The organism is Pseudomonas abyssi (assembly GCF_003444685.1).
Taxonomy (GTDB): domain Bacteria; phylum Pseudomonadota; class Gammaproteobacteria; order Pseudomonadales; family Pseudomonadaceae; genus Halopseudomonas; species Halopseudomonas abyssi.
In genome coordinates, this window is record NZ_LMAZ01000003.1 from 462,928 (window position 1) to 482,684 (window position 19,757).

The 19,757-nt window shown below is 61.8% G+C and carries 21 protein-coding genes and 1 tRNA gene; 14 read left to right on the forward strand and 8 right to left on the reverse strand.

All coding sequences use genetic code 11. From position 1 onward, the window contains the following. Position 1 precedes the first annotated feature (1 nt). Positions 2-547 (forward strand): DUF2878 domain-containing protein, encoded by a 546-nt coding sequence (locus ASB58_RS12815; RefSeq protein ID WP_118131116.1) that lies wholly within the window; start codon positions 2-4, stop codon positions 545-547. Between the two features lie 6 nt (positions 548-553). Here the strand turns inward: ASB58_RS12815 and ASB58_RS12820 are convergent, their stop codons facing one another. The 6 genes from ASB58_RS12820 to hemA form a co-directional block, all read right to left on the reverse strand. Continuing rightward, positions 554-1,075, reverse strand: coding sequence for an acyloxyacyl hydrolase (locus ASB58_RS12820; RefSeq protein ID WP_202974630.1), 522 nt, complete (start codon positions 1,073-1,075; stop codon positions 554-556). Between the two features lie 96 nt (positions 1,076-1,171). Beyond that, a complete protein-coding gene (murI, locus tag ASB58_RS12825) occupies positions 1,172-1,957 on the reverse strand; it encodes a glutamate racemase (protein WP_096003255.1) in 786 nt (261 codons plus the stop codon). After that, positions 1,954-2,703: a molybdopterin-synthase adenylyltransferase MoeB gene (locus ASB58_RS12830; RefSeq protein ID WP_096003256.1), complete on the reverse strand. Its 750-nt coding sequence runs from the start codon at positions 2,701-2,703 to the stop codon at positions 1,954-1,956. Before ASB58_RS12830 ends, murI begins: the two co-directional genes overlap by 4 nt. Continuing rightward, the gene (gene prmC, locus ASB58_RS12835) at positions 2,696-3,529 is read right to left on the reverse strand and encodes a peptide chain release factor N(5)-glutamine methyltransferase (protein ID WP_118131117.1); all 834 of its coding nucleotides are present in this window, start codon (positions 3,527-3,529) and stop codon (positions 2,696-2,698) included. The genes ASB58_RS12830 and prmC overlap by 8 nt, the downstream gene beginning before the upstream one ends. Further along, entirely contained in the window at positions 3,526-4,611 is a 1,086-nt protein-coding gene (gene prfA, locus ASB58_RS12840; protein WP_096003258.1) for a peptide chain release factor 1, read from the reverse strand. Before prfA ends, prmC begins: the two co-directional genes overlap by 4 nt. Continuing rightward, a complete protein-coding gene (hemA, locus tag ASB58_RS12845; protein ID WP_118131118.1) occupies positions 4,608-5,903 on the reverse strand; it encodes a glutamyl-tRNA reductase in 1,296 nt (431 codons plus the stop codon). The genes prfA and hemA overlap by 4 nt, the downstream gene beginning before the upstream one ends. Positions 5,904-6,142: 239 nt before the next feature. Here hemA and ASB58_RS12850 point away from each other — a divergent pair, with 239 nt between their 5' ends. The 8 genes from ASB58_RS12850 (at position 6,143) to ychF (ending at position 12,999) form a co-directional block, all read left to right on the forward strand. Then, positions 6,143-7,879 (forward strand): tetratricopeptide repeat protein, encoded by a 1,737-nt coding sequence (locus ASB58_RS12850; RefSeq protein ID WP_118131119.1) that lies wholly within the window; start codon positions 6,143-6,145, stop codon positions 7,877-7,879. 3 nt (positions 7,880-7,882) lie between these two features. Continuing rightward, positions 7,883-8,500, forward strand: a complete 618-nt coding sequence (lolB, locus tag ASB58_RS12855) for a lipoprotein insertase outer membrane protein LolB (protein WP_096003261.1) — start codon at positions 7,883-7,885, stop codon at positions 8,498-8,500. Then, positions 8,497-9,348 (forward strand): 4-(cytidine 5'-diphospho)-2-C-methyl-D-erythritol kinase, encoded by an 852-nt coding sequence (ispE, locus tag ASB58_RS12860; RefSeq protein WP_096003262.1) that lies wholly within the window; start codon positions 8,497-8,499, stop codon positions 9,346-9,348. Before lolB ends, ispE begins: the two co-directional genes overlap by 4 nt. Positions 9,349-9,377: 29 nt before the next feature. Beyond that, positions 9,378-9,452: transfer RNA gene (locus ASB58_RS12865), tRNA-Gln, on the forward strand. Positions 9,453-9,572: 120 nt separating this feature from the next. Continuing rightward, positions 9,573-10,514 (forward strand): ribose-phosphate pyrophosphokinase, encoded by a 942-nt coding sequence (locus ASB58_RS12870; RefSeq protein WP_096003263.1) that lies wholly within the window; start codon positions 9,573-9,575, stop codon positions 10,512-10,514. 92 nt (positions 10,515-10,606) lie between these two features. Beyond that, positions 10,607-11,239 carry a 50S ribosomal protein L25/general stress protein Ctc gene (locus ASB58_RS12875; RefSeq protein ID WP_096003264.1) on the forward strand — a complete coding sequence of 211 codons (633 nt, stop codon included), beginning with the start codon at positions 10,607-10,609 and terminating at the stop codon, positions 11,237-11,239. A 46-nt stretch (positions 11,240-11,285) separates the two neighbouring features. Next, complete coding sequence (pth, locus tag ASB58_RS12880) at positions 11,286-11,861, forward strand: aminoacyl-tRNA hydrolase (RefSeq protein WP_118131153.1); 576 nt, start codon at positions 11,286-11,288, stop codon at positions 11,859-11,861. Between the two features lie 37 nt (positions 11,862-11,898). Beyond that, a complete protein-coding gene (gene ychF, locus ASB58_RS12885; RefSeq protein ID WP_096003265.1) occupies positions 11,899-12,999 on the forward strand; it encodes a redox-regulated ATPase YchF in 1,101 nt (366 codons plus the stop codon). Between the two features lie 213 nt (positions 13,000-13,212). Here ychF and ASB58_RS12890 read toward each other — a convergent pair whose 3' ends face one another. Together ASB58_RS12890 and ASB58_RS12895 are read right to left on the reverse strand one after the other, a co-directional pair. Beyond that, the gene (locus ASB58_RS12890) at positions 13,213-13,479 is read right to left on the reverse strand and encodes a response regulator transcription factor (protein ID WP_065335925.1); all 267 of its coding nucleotides are present in this window, start codon (positions 13,477-13,479) and stop codon (positions 13,213-13,215) included. An 86-nt stretch (positions 13,480-13,565) separates the two neighbouring features. Next, positions 13,566-14,474 carry a LysR family transcriptional regulator gene (locus ASB58_RS12895; protein WP_118131120.1) on the reverse strand — a complete coding sequence of 303 codons (909 nt, stop codon included), beginning with the start codon at positions 14,472-14,474 and terminating at the stop codon, positions 13,566-13,568. A gap of 396 nt (positions 14,475-14,870) precedes the next feature. Here ASB58_RS12895 and ASB58_RS12900 point away from each other — a divergent pair, with 396 nt between their 5' ends. From ASB58_RS12900 to ASB58_RS12920, 5 genes are all read left to right on the forward strand, one after another. Continuing rightward, positions 14,871-15,854, forward strand: coding sequence for a DUF1852 domain-containing protein (locus ASB58_RS12900; RefSeq protein WP_118131121.1), 984 nt, complete (start codon positions 14,871-14,873; stop codon positions 15,852-15,854). A 27-nt stretch (positions 15,855-15,881) separates the two neighbouring features. Next, positions 15,882-16,904 (forward strand): methionine synthase, encoded by a 1,023-nt coding sequence (locus tag ASB58_RS12905; protein WP_118131122.1) that lies wholly within the window; start codon positions 15,882-15,884, stop codon positions 16,902-16,904. Between the two features lie 91 nt (positions 16,905-16,995). Further along, complete coding sequence (locus tag ASB58_RS12910; RefSeq protein WP_118131123.1) at positions 16,996-17,505, forward strand: flavin reductase family protein; 510 nt, start codon at positions 16,996-16,998, stop codon at positions 17,503-17,505. Between the two features lie 118 nt (positions 17,506-17,623). After that, complete coding sequence (locus ASB58_RS12915; RefSeq protein ID WP_118131124.1) at positions 17,624-18,178, forward strand: hypothetical protein; 555 nt, start codon at positions 17,624-17,626, stop codon at positions 18,176-18,178. After that, positions 18,175-19,683, forward strand: a complete 1,509-nt coding sequence (locus tag ASB58_RS12920) for a PepSY-associated TM helix domain-containing protein (RefSeq protein ID WP_181977929.1) — start codon at positions 18,175-18,177, stop codon at positions 19,681-19,683. The genes ASB58_RS12915 and ASB58_RS12920 overlap by 4 nt, the downstream gene beginning before the upstream one ends. Positions 19,684-19,757: the final 74 nt, after the last annotated feature.

A 19,757-nucleotide genomic window follows, 5' to 3' on the forward strand; every position in this document is an offset into this window, starting at 1 on the left:
CATGCCTGACCGGCGACTGATTGCCAATGCCGTGCTGTTCCAGCTCGGCTGGCTGGCCTGCGTACTGGGCGGCAACAGCTACTGGCTAGCGGTGCCGGCGGCGGCCTTGCTGGTGCATTTTTTCTGGACCAGCAGTTGGGCTGCCGAAGGCAAACTGGTGGTCTCGGTGATGCTGGCAGGCGCCGCGCTGGACTCCTTCCTGCTGCAGTTGGGCGTATTGGAATTTCGCGACCAGGACACGCTGGTGCCGCTATGGCTGGCCGTGCTCTGGGCGCTGCTGGGGACCACGCTGAACCACTGCCTGGGCTGGACCGCCAAGCCCATCTGGCGGGCAGTGCTACTGGGCGCTGTTGGCGGGCCGCTCAGTTACCTGGCCGGCGCCCGACTGGCCGATGTCGGTTTGCCGCTGGGTACGACCACCACCCTGGTGCTACTGGGCTGCATCTGGGCCTTGGTCATGCCAGTGCTGCACGGTTTTGCTCACCTTTACCGCGAGCAATATCGCATGCAGCAGCTGGCTAACAAGCGCCGCGGGGACGCATCCTGACCGCCGTCAGATCGGGTGACGGTAGTAGAGCGCGGCCTTGTTGATACCCTGGTTGGGTTGTTTGATACCGGCGTTGGAATAGTGGTAGTAGCGCAGCCCTACTTCCGCCCCCGAGGTGAAGCGCATACCAGCGCCAATGCGGTCCTCGAACTGGAATTTGGACCCCAAGTCACGACGGTTGTCCAGGTTGGTTTCGGTAAACACGGCGGCACCGATACCACCTTCGATAAAGGGCGTCACGCCACCATTACCCGGAAAGCTCAGGGTAAACACCGGGGTCAGGATGACACTCTCGGCGTCCAGCCCGCTCCAGTGGGTGTAGCCGGCATCCCAATAGCCACTGATTACCGCGCCACCGCCATCGCTTTGCCACAGCGTACGGCCGAAATCGAACTGCAGGCCCAGGCGCAAGGTGTCGGTCGATTCGTTGGTATGCCCCCCTTCCAGGGTAATACCATCGAGGGCGTATACGGATGAACTGCAGGCCATAATCGACAGCATACTTCCGATTATCAATGAACGTCTCATGCGTCTTCTTCCTTAATTATCGACAAATCACGCTAGATAGACCGCGAATTCACGCAAAGTTCTCCCAACAGGAATTTTTCCTGCCCATTGCGATTTCTACACCGGCAGTGCAGCAACCGGCCCCTCATCGCCCCAGAGCACGGGTAGCACGGCCCGCATCTGCTGCGGATCGCCACTGGTCCAGAAACGCACTGACGCCGTACCCGTGGCGCGCAGCAAGCCACTCTCGGTCAGTCTCGCCTGCACCTGGCGGGCAACCGCTTCGCCGGTATCCACCACCTGCACATCGGGCGGCAGCATGGGCCCCAGCAGCGGCTTAAGGAAAGGGTAGTGCGTACAGCCCAGAATCAGCGTATCGCAACCGGCAGCCAGCAACGGCTGAACATACTGGCGCAGCAGCATCGTCACCTCCGGGCCGTCGAGATCACCGCGCTCGACACATTCGACCAGCCCCGGACAGGGCTGGGCCAACACCTGCACATCACGGGCAAAGCGGTCCAGCAGGGCAGCGAAGGTCGCACTTTGCAGCGTCCCGGTGGTAGCCAGCACACCCACCTTGCCATTGCGGGTGGCCCGTGCGGCCGGCTTCACCGCTGGTTCCATGCCGACGATCGGCATATCGAAGATCCCGCGCAGATCATTGACCGCAGCCACCGTAGCCGTGTTGCAGGCCAACACCAGCGAACGGGCGCCCCGCGCAATGAGGAATTCAGCGATATGTCTGCTGCGCTGACGAATCACCTCAGGAGACTTTTCGCCATAGGGCACATAGCCGCTGTCAGCCACATACAGCAGGTCTTCGCTTGGCAGCAGCCGGCGAATTTCACGTAACACCGAGAGGCCGCCCACACCTGAGTCGAAGACACCGATAGGGCAACTCATGCGCGCGCGCCACAACAGGCACAGCCCGGGTCACGGCGCACCCGCAGCTCGCGAAAACGACCATCCAGCGCATCAATCAGCAGCAGACGCCCAACCAGCGGTTCACCAAACCCGACCAACAACTTGAGCGCCTCCAGCGCCTGCAGGCTGCCGACCAGGCCCACCAGCGGCCCTACCACGCCGGCCTCGCTGCAGCTGAGCGCCTGCTCATCACCATCACCGTATAGGCATTGATAGCAGGGGCTATCATCGCGGCGCGGATCAAACACGCTGAGCTGCCCTTCAAGACGAATGGCGGCGCCCGACACCAGTGGCTTACCCAGTTGCACGCAGGCGCGGTTGACCGCATGCCGGGTCGCAAAGTTATCAGAGCAGTCGAGCACCAGATCAACCTCGCCAACGGCTGTCAGCAGCGCATCGTCCGCCAGCGCGACCGGCAACTGACGACAACCAACCTGCGGGTTGATGGCAGCCAGCCGTTCGGCGGCAGAGGCTACCTTGTCACGGCCGATGTCAGCTGCGTGATGAATGATCTGCCGCTGCAGGTTGGTCAGATCGACCTGATCCGGATCGGCGAGCACCAGTTCGCCCACCCCGGCAGCGGCCAGATACAGCGCGACCGGCGAGCCAAGTCCGCCGACACCGACAATCAGCACCCGGCTATCGAGCAGCCGCTGCTGGCCGTCGACATCAATCTGCGGCAACAGAATCTGTCTGCTGTAGCGCAGCAGCTGTTGATCATCCATGCCATTGCCCTCCGGTTACCCGTTGCTGGCCACCAAGATCACGCCAACTCTGAACCTGCTCAAAGCCTCGCTGGCCCAGCAGCTCTGCGACGGCTTGGGCCTGCTGCCAGCCATGCTCAAACAGCAGCCAGCCACCCGATTGCAGGTGATCGGGCACCTGTTGCACGAGCCGGCGAATATCATCCAGACCGTCAGCGCCACTGACCAGCGCACTGCCAGGCTCAAAGCGCACATCACCCTGCTGCAGGTGTGGATCATCTGCCGCAATATAGGGCGGGTTGGACACAATCAGGTCAAACTGCCGACCGGCCAGCGCACTGAACCAGTCGCTCGGCTCAAAATGGGCATTATCGATCTGCAGACGCTCGGCATTAGCGCGCGCCAGCGCCACAGCCTCGGCGACCCGGTCGACCCCGGTCAGCTGCCAGTCAGGGCGCTCGACCGCCAGCGCCAGCGCGATCGCACCGGTGCCGGTGCCGAGATCCAGAACCTCGGCAGGCCCCTGCGGCCCCAGTTCCAGCGCCACCTCAACCAAACGCTCGGTGTCCGGGCGTGGAATCAGCGTGCTTTCGCTGACGTCCAGTTGCAGGCTCCAGAAGCCTTGCGAGCCGAGCAGGTAAGCCACCGGCACGCCGCTGCGGCGCTGCCTGATGAGCTGTTCAAAATGACGCAACTGCTCCGCATCAGGCTGGCGTTCAGGCCAGGTACGCAGATAGGACCGGGGTTTGCCGATGGCGTGGCACAGCAGCAGCTCGGCGTCCAGCCGCGCGGTGTCCGAGTCAGGCAACTCGGCGCTGGCCAGCAGCTCGGCCAGGGTTGGCGTCATGCCGACTCCAGCGCTGCCAGCTGATCGGCCTGATATTCGCGTAGCAGCGGCTCGATGACGTTGTCGAGGTTGCCGGCAATGACTTCATCCAGGCTATAGAGGGTCAGGTTGATGCGGTGATCGGTCACCCGGCCCTGCGGGAAGTTGTAGGTGCGGATGCGCTCGGAGCGATCGCCCGACCCAACCAGCGAGCGGCGGGTATCGGACAGCTCTTTCTCCTGTGCTTCGCGCTGCTGATTGACCAGCTTGGCCTGCAGCAGGCTCATGGCGCGGGCGCGGTTCTTGTGCTGCGAGCGCTCGTCCTGACATTCGACCACAATGCCGGTGGGCAAGTGGGTCAGACGAATCGCCGAATCGGTCTTGTTGACGTGCTGCCCACCAGCGCCGGAGGCGCGGTAGGTGTCCACTCGCAGGTCCGCCGGATTGATCTCGATGTCGGCCTGCTCGTCCATCTCGGGCAGGATCGCCACGGTGCAGGCAGAGGTATGAATACGGCCCTGGGACTCGGTCTCCGGTACCCGTTGCACGCGGTGCGCACCGGACTCGAACTTGAGTTTGGCGTAGACCGACTGGCCTTCGACACGGGCGATCACTTCCTTGTAGCCGCCATGCTCACCGGGGTTTTCCGACAGCACCTCGACACGCCAGCCCTGGCGCTCAGCATAGCGGCTGTACATGCGGAACAGGTCGCCGGAGAAAATGGCGGCTTCATCGCCGCCGGTGCCGGCGCGAATTTCCAGAAACACGTTGCGGTCATCGTTCGGGTCTTTCGGCAACAGCAGGCGGTTCAGCTCTTCTTCCAGCTCGGCCAGCTGCGCCGTATTGGCGTCCAGGTCTTCCTCGGCCATGGCCCGCAGGTCCGGATCGCTATCCTTGAGCAGACTGCGCGCCTCCTCGATATCACCCTGCACGCGGCGCCACTGCGCATAGCACTTGACCGTCCCTTCCAGCTCGGCGTACTCCTTGGAGTAGCTGCGAAAACGCGGCTGATCGCTGATTACCTCGGCGTCGCTGAGCAGCGCCGCCAATTCTTCGAAGCGCTCGCCGAGGGCGTCCAGCCGGTTCAACAGGGATGCTTTCATGAGTCGCCTTGTGAGGAGTTGTTACGGTTGCCCGGCGCCGAGTCGCCCAGGGCAAAGAGTTCCTGCGCCAGCGCCAGCGCTTCCACCCGCCCCTGCGCCGTCATCTGCTTGAGCTGTACACTGGGGTCGTGCAGCAATTTATTGGTCAGCATGCGTGCCATTTCGGCCATCACCAGCGCCGGATCAGCGCCGCGCTGCAGTTTGGCCAGCGCCTTCTGCAGTTCCTGATCGCGGGCCTGCTCGGCCTTTTGCCGGTAGCTGCGCAGCACATCCACCGCCGCCAGCGCCCGCAGGCGCTGCATGAAATCGCCAGTACCCAGTTCAATCAGACGCTCGGCAGCCTCGGCCGCGCCCTGGCGCGAGCGCAGGTTTTCCTCAATCACCTCGTGCAGGTCATCGACGGTATAGAGATAGACGTCTGACAGGCTACCAACCTCCGGCTCGATATCCCGGGGTACGGCGATATCAACCATGAACATCGGCTTGTGCCGGCGCTGCTTGAGCGCACGCTCCACCGCGCCCTTGCCAAGGATCGGTAGCGGGCTGGCGGTAGAGCTGATGACCACATCACACTCGGCCAGAATGTCCGGGATCTGGGTCAACACGATGGCCTGACCGCCCAGCGGCTCGCTTAACAGCTCGGCGCGCTGCAAGGTGCGGTTGGCGACGATAATACGCCCCACGCCCTGCTCGAACAGGTGCCGTGCGACCAGCCCGATGGTCTCGCCTGCGCCGATCAGCAAGGCGGTACTGCGGCGCAGGTCGGCAAAGATCTGGCGTGCCAGGCTGACCGCAGCAAAGGCCACCGAGACCGGGTTTTCGCCAATCGCGGTGTCGGTACGCACCTGCTTGGCCATGCTGAAGGTGCTCTGAAACAGCCGATCCAGATAGGGTCCCAGCGTGCCGGCGGTGCGCGCGGCCTGCCAGGCATCCTTCATCTGGCCGAGAATCTGCGGTTCACCCAGCACCAGCGAGTCGAGGCCGGCGGCGACGCGCATCATGTGATTCACCGCGCCCGCGTCCTGATGCAGGTAACTGGAACGGCGAATCTCATCTGCGGTCATACCATGAAAGCGGGCGACCCATTCCACCAGCCGCTCGGCGTCGAGCCGATCCTGAGCGCAATACAGCTCGGTGCGGTTACAGGTGGAGAGGATGGCCACTTCATCGGCGCCCGCTTCGGCGCGCAGGCGCTGCAGGGCATCGGGCAGCTGTTCGGGCGAGAAGGATACGCGCTCGCGCACCTCCACCCCTGCGGTCCGATGATTGATGCCCAGTGCAATAAAACCCATGATGCCTCGTATTGCGAGAACGGAGCTGCTGCCAAAAACGTGCAATTGTCCTATGTTAGTTCAAGCCAATCAATCGCCAGATGCCCAACAGCGCCTCCGGGCATGGCGACAGAACGCCGCGCAGGCCGCTGGCAGCCGCTGGGTTTGCCCGCACGCCTGTGTCATGATGCCACCTGCTGTACCGCGCTTGCGCGCTCCACCAAGGCAGGCCAACCGTTTTGCATGAGACTTCCTATTCTATGAAGGTGTTTTCCGCATCCACCCTGCCCGCCCTGCTCGCAGCCGGCCTGCTGCTCAGTGGCTGCAGCAGCCTGTCCCAGCCGGACGCGCCAGCCGCACCAGCAAAGCCGCCGACCAGCAGTGAAACCGACAGCACAGCCGACACCCCGGTCACCTATGGTCGCTTTCAGCAGGACACGCTCTATGAGCTGTTGAGCGCCGAAATTGCCGGCCAGCGCAACCGCTTTGACCTGGCACTGGACAACTACCTGCGCCAGGCCCGCAGCACGCGCGACGCCGGCATCAGCGAACGCGCCCTGCGTGTCGCCGAGTTTCTCGGCAATGAGCCGGCCGCCCTGGAGATGGCACGGCTGTGGGTAGAGGTCGCACCGCAAGACCCGGAAGCCCTGCGCTCAGCCGCCATTCACCTGGCACGCACAGGTCGCCACGAGCAGGCCATGGATATGATGCAGCGCGCACTGGAGCTGCATGGCGAAACCCATTTCGATTTTCTTGCCCTGGCCGCAGCCGACACCGATGCGACCACACGCAACGCCTTGCTCGACAGCCTCGAACGCATGAACGACCGCTTCCCGGACAACACCCAGCTGGTCTTTGCCCGCGCCCTGCTATTGCAACAGGCCAATCGCAACGCCGAAGCACTAGCGCTGCTGGAAGAGCACCCGCATACGGACGAGGCGCCGCCCGCCATCCTCCTGCACAGCCGTCTGGTGGCTGAACAGGATATCGAGGAAGCCACCGAGATTCTGTATCGCGGGCTGGAGAGCTTTCCGGATGACACCCGCCTGCGCCTGATGCTGGCACGCACCCTGGTCAGTGAAGGCAACTTTGCCGACGCCCGCACGCAGTACGCCAAGCTGGCCCGCGACAACCCGGACGAACCGGACCTACAGCTGTCGCTGGGGCTGATTGAGCTGGAACTGGGCCAGGCCAGCGACGCCGTCATTCATCTGCAGAACACCCTGCAGCTGGCACCGGGCAACAATACCGCCCGCTACCACCTGGGCAATGCCTACCTGGCCGCCGACCGCCCCGACGACGCCCTGCTGACCTGGCAGAGTATCGACAGCGGCACCGAACTACTCACCTCCCGCGTGCAGATGGCGCGCCTGTTGCTGGAGCAGGACCGCATCGCCGCCCTGCAGGCACAGTTGCAACAGGATCGTGACCAGCACCCGCAACACGGCCTGGCATTGTTCCAGATCGAAATAGAAGCGCTGCTGCCGAACCACCCGGAGCTGGCCATCCAGCAGGCCAACACCGCCCTGCAGGCCTACCCGAACGACAGCAATCTGCTCTACAGCCGCGCCATGCTGCACGAGATGCTGGGCAACCCACGCGGTCTGGAAGAGGACCTGGGCAATATCATCGCCCGCGAGCCGGACAACGCCATGGCGCTGAACGCGCTGGGTTATACCCTGGCCGATCGCAACGAGCGCCTGGACGAGGCGCTCGCCCTGATCAAACGCGCCGCCGCCCTGGATCCCAGCGACCCCGCCATTCAGGACAGCCTGGGCTGGGTCTACTACCGCCTGGGTGACCTGGACCGCGCCGAAGCCCTACTGCGCGACGCCTACGCCGCCTACCCTGACCAGGAAGTCGCCGCCCACCTGGGCGAGGTGCTCTGGCGCCAGGGCAAGGAACGCGAAGCTCGCAAGATCTGGCGCGAGGCGCTGGAACACAGCCCCGACAGTCAATTGATCCCCGCCACCCGCGACCGCCTGGAAGCCGAATAAGCCATGCCCCTGTTGCACCGCATCCTGCTGGCCTGCCTGCTGCTGACCCTGACCGCCTGCAGCAGCCTGCATCAGCGCGAAACACTCGAACTGGGCGGCGACGAAGCCGCCTGGAAAACCCATCGCAGCGCCGTCGAACCCATCGACAGCTGGATCTTGCAGGGCAAGCTGGGCATTCGCAGCCCCCAGGAATCCGGTAGCGGCACCCTGTTCTGGCTACAGCGCCAGCAGTACTACGATATCCGCCTGTCCGGACCACTGGGCCGCGGCGCCACGCGCATCCAGGGTGACCGCCAGCAAACCACACTGGAGATCGCCGGGCGTGCCCCGGTGACCGCAGAATCCGCCGAGCAGCTGGTAGAAGACCAGATTGGCTGGCGTCTGCCAGTCGACCATCTGCTCTGGTGGGTCCGGGGCCTGCCGGCACCGGACTCGCCCAGCCACCTGCAACTGGACAGCAACAGTCGCCTTGGCCGCCTCAGCCAAAGCGGCTGGACCGTAGAATACAGCCGCTACCAGCAGGTCGACGGTGTCGAACTGCCACAACGCCTGCAGATTTCCGGTCACGACCTGCTGCTAACCCTGGTCGTCACCGAATGGAAGCCCGGTCTCAGCGAATGAACAGCACCACACTCAGCCTGCCCGCCCCCGCCAAACTGAACCTGTTTTTGCACATCACCGGTCGCCGCGCCAACGGTTACCACGAACTGCAGACCCTTTTTCAGTTTCTCGACTATGGCGACACCCTGCATTTCAACCGGCGCGACGATGACCAGCTGCAGTTGCTGACCGATCTGCCCGGCGTCGATGCCGAAGACAACCTGATCATGCGTGCTGCGCGCCTGCTACGCGAAGCCAGCGGCAGCCAGCTGGGCGCCGACATACGCCTGGAGAAAGTGCTGCCGATGGGCGGCGGCATTGGCGGTGGCAGTTCCGACGCTGCGACCACTCTGCTCGGCCTCAACCAGCTATGGCAAACCGGCCTGTCGCTTGAGCAATTGGCCGAGCTCGGCATCCGCCTGGGCGCCGACGTGCCGGTGTTCGTGCACGGCAAGGCCGCCTGGGCCGAAGGCGTCGGCGAACAACTGACGCCAGTGGAGCTGGACGAACCCTGGTTTCTGGTCGTGGCGCCGGACTGCCACGTCAGTACCGCAGAAATTTTTTCCGACCAGAGGTTGACGCGCGATACATCGCCCATTACATTAGCGGCCTTCCGTGAGCACGGTGGTCGGAATGACTGCTTGCCGGTTGTCACAACGCGTTACCCTGAAATTCGTAACACGTTGATCTTGCTAAACAAATATTGTGAGGCTAAGATGACCGGGACTGGCAGTTGCTTGTTTGGGGCCTTCCCAAACGAATGCGAAGCTGATAAAGTTCGCGCCCGGTTGCCAGCCACACTGCGAAGTTTTGTAGCACGAGGTTGTAACGTTTCACCGTTACACCGAGCACTGCAAAAGCAAGCATGACGGATGCAGCCGTGCATCCGGACAGATACAGGGGCGTCGCCAAGCGGTAAGGCAGCAGGTTTTGATCCTGCCATGCGTTGGTTCGAATCCAGCCGCCCCTGCCATTTTTCTCTCCGGCAGCAATCACGTACAGAACAGATTCATGTCTGACTGGTTGAGGCCTCCCGGCATTCCCGCAGACCTGAATCTTCCGCCAAGACCGCTACCCAAAAAGGTAATGCTGCGTGTCCAAGATGATGGTTTTCACGGGGAACGCCAACCCCGATCTGGCACGGCGCGTCGTGCGTCAACTGCACATTCCGCTCGGCGACGCTACCGTCGGTCGTTTCAGCGACGGTGAAGTCAACGTCGAGCTGAACGAAAATGTACGCGGCAAGGACGTCTTCATTCTTCAGCCCACCTGCGCGCCAACCAACGACAACCTGATGGAACTGGTCGTCATGGCTGATGCCCTGCGTCGCTCTTCTGCGTCGCGCGTCACGGCGGTGGTCCCCTACTTCGGCTATGCCCGTCAGGATCGTCGCCCGCGCTCGGCCCGTGTTGCCATCAGCGCCAAGGTCGTCGCCGACATGCTCGACACCGTTGGTGTTGACCGCCTGCTCACCGTTGACCTGCACGCTGACCAGATCCAGGGCTTCTTCGATATCCCGGTCGACAACATCTACGGCTCGCCCGTCCTGATCGACGATATTCAGGACCAGCGTTTTGAAAACCTGATGATTGTGTCGCCGGACATCGGTGGTGTCGTTCGCGCCCGTGCCGTTGCCAAGAGCCTCGGCGTTGACCTGGCGATTATCGACAAGCGTCGCCCCAAGGCCAACCAGTCTGAAGTGATGCACATCATCGGTGATGTCGAAGGGCGCACCTGTGTCCTGGTCGACGACATGGTCGATACCGCCGGCACCCTGTGCCACGCGGCCAAGGCCCTGAAAGACCATGGTGCTGCGCAGGTCTATGCCTACTGCACACACCCGATCCTGTCGGGCAAGGCCATCGAAAATATTACCGGCTCGGTGCTGGATGAGCTGGTGGTGACCAACACCATCCCGCTGACCCCGGCCGCCGAAGCCTGCGAGCGCATCCGCCAGCTGGACATGGCCCCGATTGTGGCCGAAGCCATGCGCCGCATCAGCAACGAAGAATCCATCAGTGCCATGTTCCGTTAAGGAACCGGCGCTGGTTTACGCCCAACAAGGGCACAACCCTTCGCCCGATGCACTGGTCGCAAGTGCCCGGGTGAATTAGCAAGGAGACTACAATGGTCGACTTCTCTCTGAATGCGAAAGCGCGTAACGACCTGGGGAAAGGTGCGAGCCGCCGCCTGCGTCGTAACGCTGATCTGGTTCCGGCAATCGTTTACGGCGGCGACAAGGCCCCGCAAAACATCGCGCTGGAAGCTCGCGAACTGAAAAAAGCACTGGAAAACGAAGCTTTCTACTCCCACGTCATCAAGCTGTCCATCGACGGCAAGAAAGAAGACGTGCTGCTGAAAGCCCTGCAACGTCACCCGGCCAAGCCGCTGATCATGCACGCTGACTTCCTGCGCGTTGTTGCTGGCCACGAAGTCACCGTCCACGTTCCGCTGCACTTCATCAACGAAGACAGCTGCGTTGGCGTCAAGAAGAGCGGTGGCGTGATCTCCCACACCATGACCGAAGTTGAAGTGAACTGCCTGCCGAAAGACCTGCCGGAGTTCATCGAAGTCGACATGGCTGGCGTTGATCTGAACCAGATCGTTCACCTGTCTGATCTGAAACTGCCGAAAGGCGTTAGCATCCCGTTCCTGGCTCAGGGTCCTGACCACGATCTGCCGGTTGCCAACGTTCACGCTGCTCGCGTTGCCGCTGCTGACGACGCGCCGGCTGCCGAAGGCGAGGAGTCCGCGGAGTAATCTCCCGTACGACTTCTGAAGAGGGGCGCCCGTTGTGACGCAGGGAATCAAGTTGATTGCAGGATTGGGAAACCCCGGTCCGGAATACGAACTGACCCGCCACAACGCTGGCGCCCTTTTTGTTGAGCGCCTGGCCGCACGGCACAACGCCAGTCTGCGACCAGAGAGCAAGTTTTTTGGCCTGACTGCACGCATCAGCGTCGCCGGTCAGGATGTTCGCCTGATTATCCCCACCACCTACATGAACCGCAGCGGGCAGGCTGTCGCCGCGCTAGCGAGTTTCTATCGCATTGCACCGGAAGAAATCCTGATTGCCCACGACGAGCTGGATTTGCCGCCGGGCGTGGTCAAGTGCAAGAAAGGTGGCGGGCACGGCGGGCACAACGGTTTGCGCGACATCATCGCCAAACTGGGCAACAACAACGCATTTCACCGCCTGCGTCTGGGTATCGGCCATCCCGGCCACAGTTCGCAGGTGACCGGCTTTGTGTTGGGGCGAGCGCCCCGCGCCGAGCAGGACGCACTGGATGCCTGCATCGACGAAGCCATTGGCGAACTGCCCGGCATGGTCGAAGGCAACTGGACCGCCGTCATGCAACGCCTGCACAGCTTCAAGGCCTGAATCTCATTGCGCCGAACCATCGGCAGAGGACAACACCATGGGTTTTAACTGCGGCATCGTCGGCCTGCCCAACGTCGGCAAATCCACTCTGTTCAATGCCCTGACCAAGGCCGGCATTGGCGCCGAGAACTTCCCCTTCTGCACCATCGAGCCGAACAGCGGCGTGGTCCCCATGCCCGATGCCCGCCTGGACGCCCTGGCCGCCATCGTCAAACCCGAGCGCGTAATCCCCACCAGCATGGAGTTCGTCGACATCGCCGGCCTGGTAGAAGGCGCATCCAAGGGTGAAGGTCTAGGCAACAAGTTCCTGGCCAACATTCGCGAAACCGACGCCATCGCCCACGTCGTGCGCTGCTTTGAAGACGAGAACGTCATTCACGTATCCAACAGCGTCAACCCGCGCCGCGACATCGAAACCATTGATCTCGAGCTGATCTTTGCCGACCTGGAAAGCTGCGAAAAACAACTGCAGCGCGTTGCCCGCAACGCCAAGGGTGGCGACAAGGAATCGATCGCACAAAAAGCCCTGCTGGAACAACTGATCCCGCACTTTGAAGACGGCAAGCCCGCCCGCTCCCTGCTGAAGGACCTCAGCCCGGAGGAACGCCAGCTGGCCAAGGGCTTCCACCTGCTGACCAACAAGCCGGTAATGTACATCGCCAACGTCTCCGAAGAAGGCTTTGAGGATAACCCGCACCTGGACGTGGTCCGCGAGATCGCCGCCGAAGAAGGTGCCGTAGTCGTACCGGTCTGCAACAAGATCGAAGCGGAAATCGCCGAACTGGATGACGACGAGGAAAAGCAGATGTTCCTCGAAACCATGGGCATGGAAGAGCCGGGCCTGAACCGAGTGATCCGCGCCGGTTACGAGCTGCTGGGCCTGCAGACCTACTTCACCGCTGGTGTAAAGGAAGTCCGTGCCTGGACCGTGAAGATCGGCGCCACCGCACCGCAAGCGGCTGCCGTGATTCACACTGACTTTGAGAAAGGCTTCATCCGCGCCGAAGTGGTCGCCTATAACGACTTCATCCAGTACAACGGCGAAAGCGGTGCCAAGGAAGCCGGCAAATGGCGTCTGGAAGGTAAGGAATATATCGTCAAAGATGGCGACGTGATGCACTTCCGCTTCAACGTCTGACGGTCTTTTCTGATCTCGGGGGCGTTCAGCAGACTGGCCTGTTGAACGCCCTTGCTGCGCTTGTAGCGCGCCCAAAAACGCATTGATCGAGTGGCGCAATGCCCACTTGCCATGATGTCATGGCTACTCCTGCCAGCATTCTCTACGCTGACCTGTCAGCGCTCACCCCTGCGTTTCGCGAAGCGGACCAAACCGCAGCAACACGGCCACCTCCTACAAGTCGGCCATATCAAGATGGTTCAAGTTGAGAATCCCATGCTGAACGGCAAACAGCGTCGCCATCGTGCGGTTTCTGATGCCGAGCTTTCGGTAAATTTCTTTCACGTAACCATCAACGGTATACATGCTGATGGACAGGATGTGCGCGATCATCTTGTTGCTCTTACCCATGGCAAGGGCTTGCAGCACTTGCCGCTCACGTGGCGTCAGCGGCAGCTGGCTTGAGTGGGAGAGTCCGCTAGCGAGGTTATCCAGGGGCATGGTGGCGATCACTTTTCCGTTGCGATTGCCGCCTATCTTCCCCAGTGAACACGGGGGTGACAAATGAATAATTCAGCGCCTTCGGATTAGATATTCTTATCCGACCATTCTTTGGCGATCACGCCGACCACCCAATCATGAAACGCCCGGATGACGTCATCATCCTTTTTGCTGTTGCTATAGGCCAAAAAGCACTCACCGTGCTGGGTCACTTTTTCTGCCAGTGGCAACACCAAATCATCGTCACTACGCATAAATTGATAGGACGTTGGCAGGTAGCCCATGGCAACGCCTACATTGCTCTTCACCGCCTCAATACTGGCTTGCACCGTACTGACCACCAACTCATTCGCAATCTCTGGCAGCAACCCCCACTGCGTTTGCCAGCGGGGCCACTGGTAGGTATCGCTGGCAATCTTGATGATCCGACAGCCGCTAAAATCGCCCGCACTCAACCCCGGATGCTCGGCGAGGTAGCTGCGCGTGCAGATCGGCGTGAGTGAGATCTCCACCAAGGGGTGGTAGGTCAGCTCCGGCTCATTTCCACATTCATGACGGATGGCCACCGTCGCCTCCGAGCGCTCCAGATCGATTCGGGCTATATCTGAATCAATCTGAATGTTCAGGTCCGGGAACCTGGCCTGAAACTCGTGAATATTAGGAAACAGCAACAAACTGGCGATATTGGGCAGCGTATTGATCACAAAATGCCGCTTTTTCCGTTCCTTGCGCACGGCCAACGTAGCGCTGTCAATCAGGTCCAAGCCGCGCTTTACATGCAGGTAATAGCGCTTGCCTTCGGAGGTCAGGGATATTTTCCGGTTCTCGCGCTTGAACAGCGCGACGCCGAGGCTTTCTTCCAGCGCCTTGATCTGATGACTGACGGCTGGCGGGGACACAAACAGCTCGTCCGCCGCGTCCTTGAAACTTAATCGGCGCGCAGCCACTTCAAAAACACGAATCAAATTCAGTGAAGGCAAATGCGGGGTGGGCATAGCGTGGCTGCTCAGCTGTACAGAGGTTAATCAATACGAGGAAATGAGGCTGCAACAAGAGTATCGCACGGTTGCACAGTATTTCATCGACTCCGCTCCAGTGCCTGCCCGATGCGCGCCGTCTGGATCGGCTGGCGATGGCCCGACAGCGGTAAACCTCCGTATGCAGCCCTCCTGAATCACTGCCGAGCCCCCGTCAGCACCCGTTTGGCAGCACATGAAAATGACTAATGCCGGATTGAAATAAGTTCATTTTTACTCATTCAGCGCAACCCATAGAATGCCTGCCATCAACCAGGCGCGCAGCCACCAGCGGCGCCGGAGCACGCATTGCGCCCCCTGAACAGCTACCGATGACGTTCAGGTTTACTTCGGATATCAGGACTGCAGACGATCATGAGCACTGACTTCAGCTTTTCCATCAAGACCCTGCGTTTCGACGAGCACTACCAGCCGTCTGAGAGCACCCGCATCACCACCAACTTTGCCAACCTGGCCCGGGGCGCTGACCGTGAGAACAACCTGCGCAATGCCCTGGCCATGATCAACAACCGGTTTAACGACCTGGCCAAATGGGATAACCCCAACGCCGACCGTTACGCGGTGGAACTGGACATCATCTCGGTCGAGCTGCACGTGGACGCTGCCGGCAAGGGCGATACCTTCCCGGCCATCGAGATTCTCAAGACCAACATCCTCGACAAGAAGACCGGCAACCGCATCGAAGGCATTGTCGGCAACAACTTCTCGTCCTACGTGCGCGACTATGATTTCAGCGTACTGCTGCTCGATCACAACAAAGGCAAACCCTCGTTCAGTATCCCCGAGAACTTTGGCGACCTGCACGGCAAGCTGTTCCAGTACTTCATCAACTCGAAGACCTACAAACAGCATTTCAGCAAGCTGCCGGTCATCTGCCTGAGTGTGTCCGACAATAAGGTGTATCGGCGCACCGAGAATCAGCATCCGATCCTCGGCTTTGAGTACACGCCCAACGAGTCGTCACTGACCGAGCAGTACTTCAAGAAAATGGGCCTGCAGGTACGTTACTTCATGCCGCCGAACAGCGCAGCACCGCTGGCGTTCTACTTCTTTGGCGACCTGCTGAACGACTACACCAACCTGGAGCTGATCAGCACCATCAGCACCATGGAGTCGTTCCAGCGCATCTACCGTCCGGAAATCTACAACGCCAACGCGGCCGCCGGCGCCTGCTACCAACCGGACCTGAAGAACCGCGACCATTCGCTGACCCAGATCGTGTATGACCGCAAGGAGCGCAGCCAGCTCGCCATCGAGCAGGGCAAGTTCACCGAAGAGCACTTCATCAAGCCTTATCAGACCGTGCTCGAGCAGTGGTCTGCCAGCTACACCCTTTAAACTACCGGACAGACGGCCGCATTGATTATGAAAAAATTGCTACCCACTTCGACCGCAGGCAGCCTGCCCAAACCCTCCTGGCTGGCCGAACCGGAAAAACTGTGGTCGCCCTGGAAGCTGCAGGGTCAGGAGCTGGTTGACGGCAAGCAGGATGCATTGCGCGTATCTCTGCAGGAGCAGCTGCACGCCGGCATTGATATCGTCAGTGACGGTGAACAGACCCGGCAGCACTTTGTCACCACCTTTATCGAGCACCTGGACGGCGTTGATTTCGAACAACGCGAGACCGTCAGAATCCGTGACCGCTACGACGCCAGCGTCCCCTCGGTCGTGGGCGCAGTCAGCCGTCCCAAATCCGTGTTTGTTGACGATGCGCGTTTCCTGCGCCAGCAAACCAGCCAGCCGATCAAGTGGGCCCTGCCCGGCCCCATGACCATGATCGACACCCTGTACGACGGCCACTACAAAAGCCGCGAAAAGCTTGCCTGGGAATTTGCCAAGATCCTCAACCAGGAAGCCCGCGAGCTGGAAGCCGCCGGCGTCGACATCATCCAGTTTGATGAGCCCGCCTTTAACGTGTTCTTTGACGAGGTCAACGACTGGGGTGTGGCGACGCTGGAGCGCGCCATCGAAGGTCTTAAGTGTGAAACCGCGGTGCACATCTGCTACGGCTATGGCATCCAGGCCAACACCGACTGGAAAAAGACCCTGGGTTCGGAGTGGCGTCAGTACGAAGAAGCGTTTCCCAAGCTGCAGAAATCCACCATCGACATGATTTCGCTGGAGTGCCACAACTCGCATGTGCCAATGGAACTGATCGAACTGGTACGCGGCAAGAAGGTCATGGTCGGCGCCATCGACGTCGCCAGCAACACCATCGAAACGCCCGAAGAAGTCGCCAGCACGCTGCGCAAGGCGCTGGAGTTTGTCGATGCCGACAAGCTCTACCCCTGCACCAATTGCGGCATGGCGCCGCTGTCCCGCGAGGTAGCCCGGGGCAAGCTGCAGGCCCTCAGTGCCGGTGCAGCCATCGTTCGCGGCGAGCTCTAATCGTGGCTCGGGAAGGGCCTGCCCGGCCGGCCCTTCCTGCCAGCACGGTCGCTGGGCATTGCGCACACCACACCCGAATTCAGGATTGACCATGTCAGGTTTCACCACGGCTATCGAGCCACTGCGCTTTCGCGAAGCGCTCGGACACTACGCCTCCGGCATCACCATCATTACCGCGCAGGACGGAGACGAACCCATCGGCTTTACCTGCCAATCCTTCTACAGCGTATCGATGAACCCGCCGCTGGTCTCCTTCAGCGTCAAGGCCGACGCTTACAGCTACCCCAAGATTCGCCGCGCAGGCCGCTTCGCTGTCAACATCCTGGCGGGCGAGCAGGCCGACATCTCCAATACCTTCGCCCGGCAGGGCGCGGACAAGTGGCGTGCGGTCGACTGGGAGCACTCGCCGCTAGGCAGCCCGCTCATCAAAGGCAGCCTGCACTGGCTGGATTGCGAGATTCATGCAGAACACCCCGCAGGTGATCATCTGATCGTCATTGGCGAGGTCAAAGCACTGAACCTGCAGCAAGCGCCAGCCAGCGAGCCACTGCTGTACTTCAAGGGTCAATACCGCGGCCTGGCCGAGCACAGCGTCGCCTGAACCCACGCGGGCAGTTTGCAGCGCCGTCCTGGGCCGGAGATAATTCCGCGCACCAACCCTTAGCGGAGCGCTACATGCAGCGGCCCCCGTCCACTACCCACTCAAGGCCCATCGCGTAATGGGCCTGCTGGCTACGGCGTTGCTGGTCGCCGGCGTACTGACCCTGCGTCTGACCTGGGGCAAGGCGCTGCGCGCCCGCGCCCTGTGGCTGGCTATCGCCTGGGGCTTGATCATGCTTGGCCACGTGACCTTTGCCAGGACCTTCGGAGCCGAAGTGGGGATTCCCGCAGCGCAGCTGGCCTGCATGCTGCTGGGATTGCTACTGGTCGTGGCCAACCTGCAACGCTCACCCCGACGGCTGCCACGCCAACGCACGGCCGTAGCCGACCCACCCGCCACCCGCGGCCGGTGGCACAAATCCATGCGTTTGCTGCTCGCCGGCCCGCTGGCCGCGCTGGCTGCCCTGTCCGTTTGCATGCTGCTAGCCCGGCTGTTGCCACCGCCAGCCATCAACAGCATTGTGATTGCCGGGCTCAGCGTTCCTCTCCTCTGGGCGACGGCGGTGTTATGGGCCGTCAGCGCGCAACGTCTGCGCTGGCCCGCCACGGGGCTGCTGCTGTGCTGCGGGCTGTCGGCGACGCTGTTGCTGCTCAGGAGCGGCACCAGCCCATGAAGAACCTGCTCTCCCCGCGCCTGGTCAGCAGCATGCTGGCGGCCCACTCGCTGGTCGGCTTGCTGCTGGCCGCGCTGATTTACCTGCTGTGTCTGTCTGGCACCCTGCTGGTCATCGGCCAGGAAATTGAGCGCTGGGAAAATCCGCAGGCGCCACGGCTTGAGCAGGCCTCTGCCGACGCCATGATCCGCGCCTTGCAGGCAGGCATCACCCAGGCGCAAGAGGCCGGCACTCACGACTACGTGGTGGTCACCACACCGGCAGACGGCAGCCCGAATCTATCGCTGCGCTGGGTCGACTACCAGGCCGGCAGCGAGCAGTTGCTGCAGGTCAGCCCAACGGGCGAAGTGCTCGGTCCGCGCCACACGGGTTTCAGCCATTTTCTCGAGCATCTGCACTTCTATCTGCACCTGCCAGCCACGCCGGGCCTGACGCTGGTTGGGCTAATCGGCGTGTTGATGCTCATGGTGATCCTCTCAGGCGTGCTGGCGCATCCGCGCATCTTCCGCGATGCCTTCCGCTTTCGCCGTGGAGGTAATCCGCGCCTGGAGCAGGCTGACCTGCACAACCGGCTGAGTGTCTGGGCGTTGCCCTTCCATCTGACGGTGACCTTTACCGGCGCAATTCTCGGCCTCACCACGCTGGTTCTAGGCGCGCTGTCCTACGCCGCCTTCGACGGCGATACCCAGCGCGCAAGAGCGGTTTTCGTCGGGCCGCAGGTCGCCCACAACGAGGCAGCTGCGCCGTTGCCTGCGCTGCAGCCCATTTTGCAGGACATCCAGCAGCGCTACCCGGACGCCCAGGTAGCGCGCCTGGCGATACGCGAATTTGGTACAGCCGGGCAAAGCGTACAAATCGACATCGCGCACCCCGCAGAGCTGGCACTGACTGACCGCCACATCTACAACGGCGCAGGCGAGCATCTGGGCAGTCGCAATGCCTTCGACGGCCCCTTCGGCGCGCAAGCCATCGCCGCTCTGGCACCGCTGCACTTTGGTCGTTTTGGCCAACCCTGGCTCGCGCCCCTGGTCAAGCTCAGCTATCTGCTGCTGGGCGCCGCGCTCTGTCTGATCACCACCAGCGGTGTGCGAATCTGGCTGCTGCGCCGCAGCGACAGTGGGCGCGCGGCACCCGGCTGGCAGCGCCAGTGGGATGCGGTGCTGTGGGGGCAGCCGCTGATCTACGCCCTGCTCGCGATACTGACGCTGCTGCGGCCTGAGGCGCCAACCTTGCCCGCCTGGCTGCTGTTGACCGCGAGCAGCTTGCTGATCGCGGCCGTCCCCGTCAGAGCGGACACCAGCAATCGACTGTGGCACGTTGCGCTTAGTAGCAGTCTGCCTGTGCTGGTAGCCACGCACCTGGCAGTGCACGGCTGGCCGAAGGATCCCATAGCGCTGCTGATCAACGCCGCCCTTATGCTCTGCGCCATGCTGCTAGTGCTGCGCCTGAGGCGCAGCGCCGCCCCGAGCACGCGCTCCTCCAGCCCCCGCCGCCAGCACCCGTAACCACGACGCATCCGCGCCAGACATCAGGCACGTTGTCCCAACCGGCAATTGGTTAAGATTCTCATTCGCGCTAC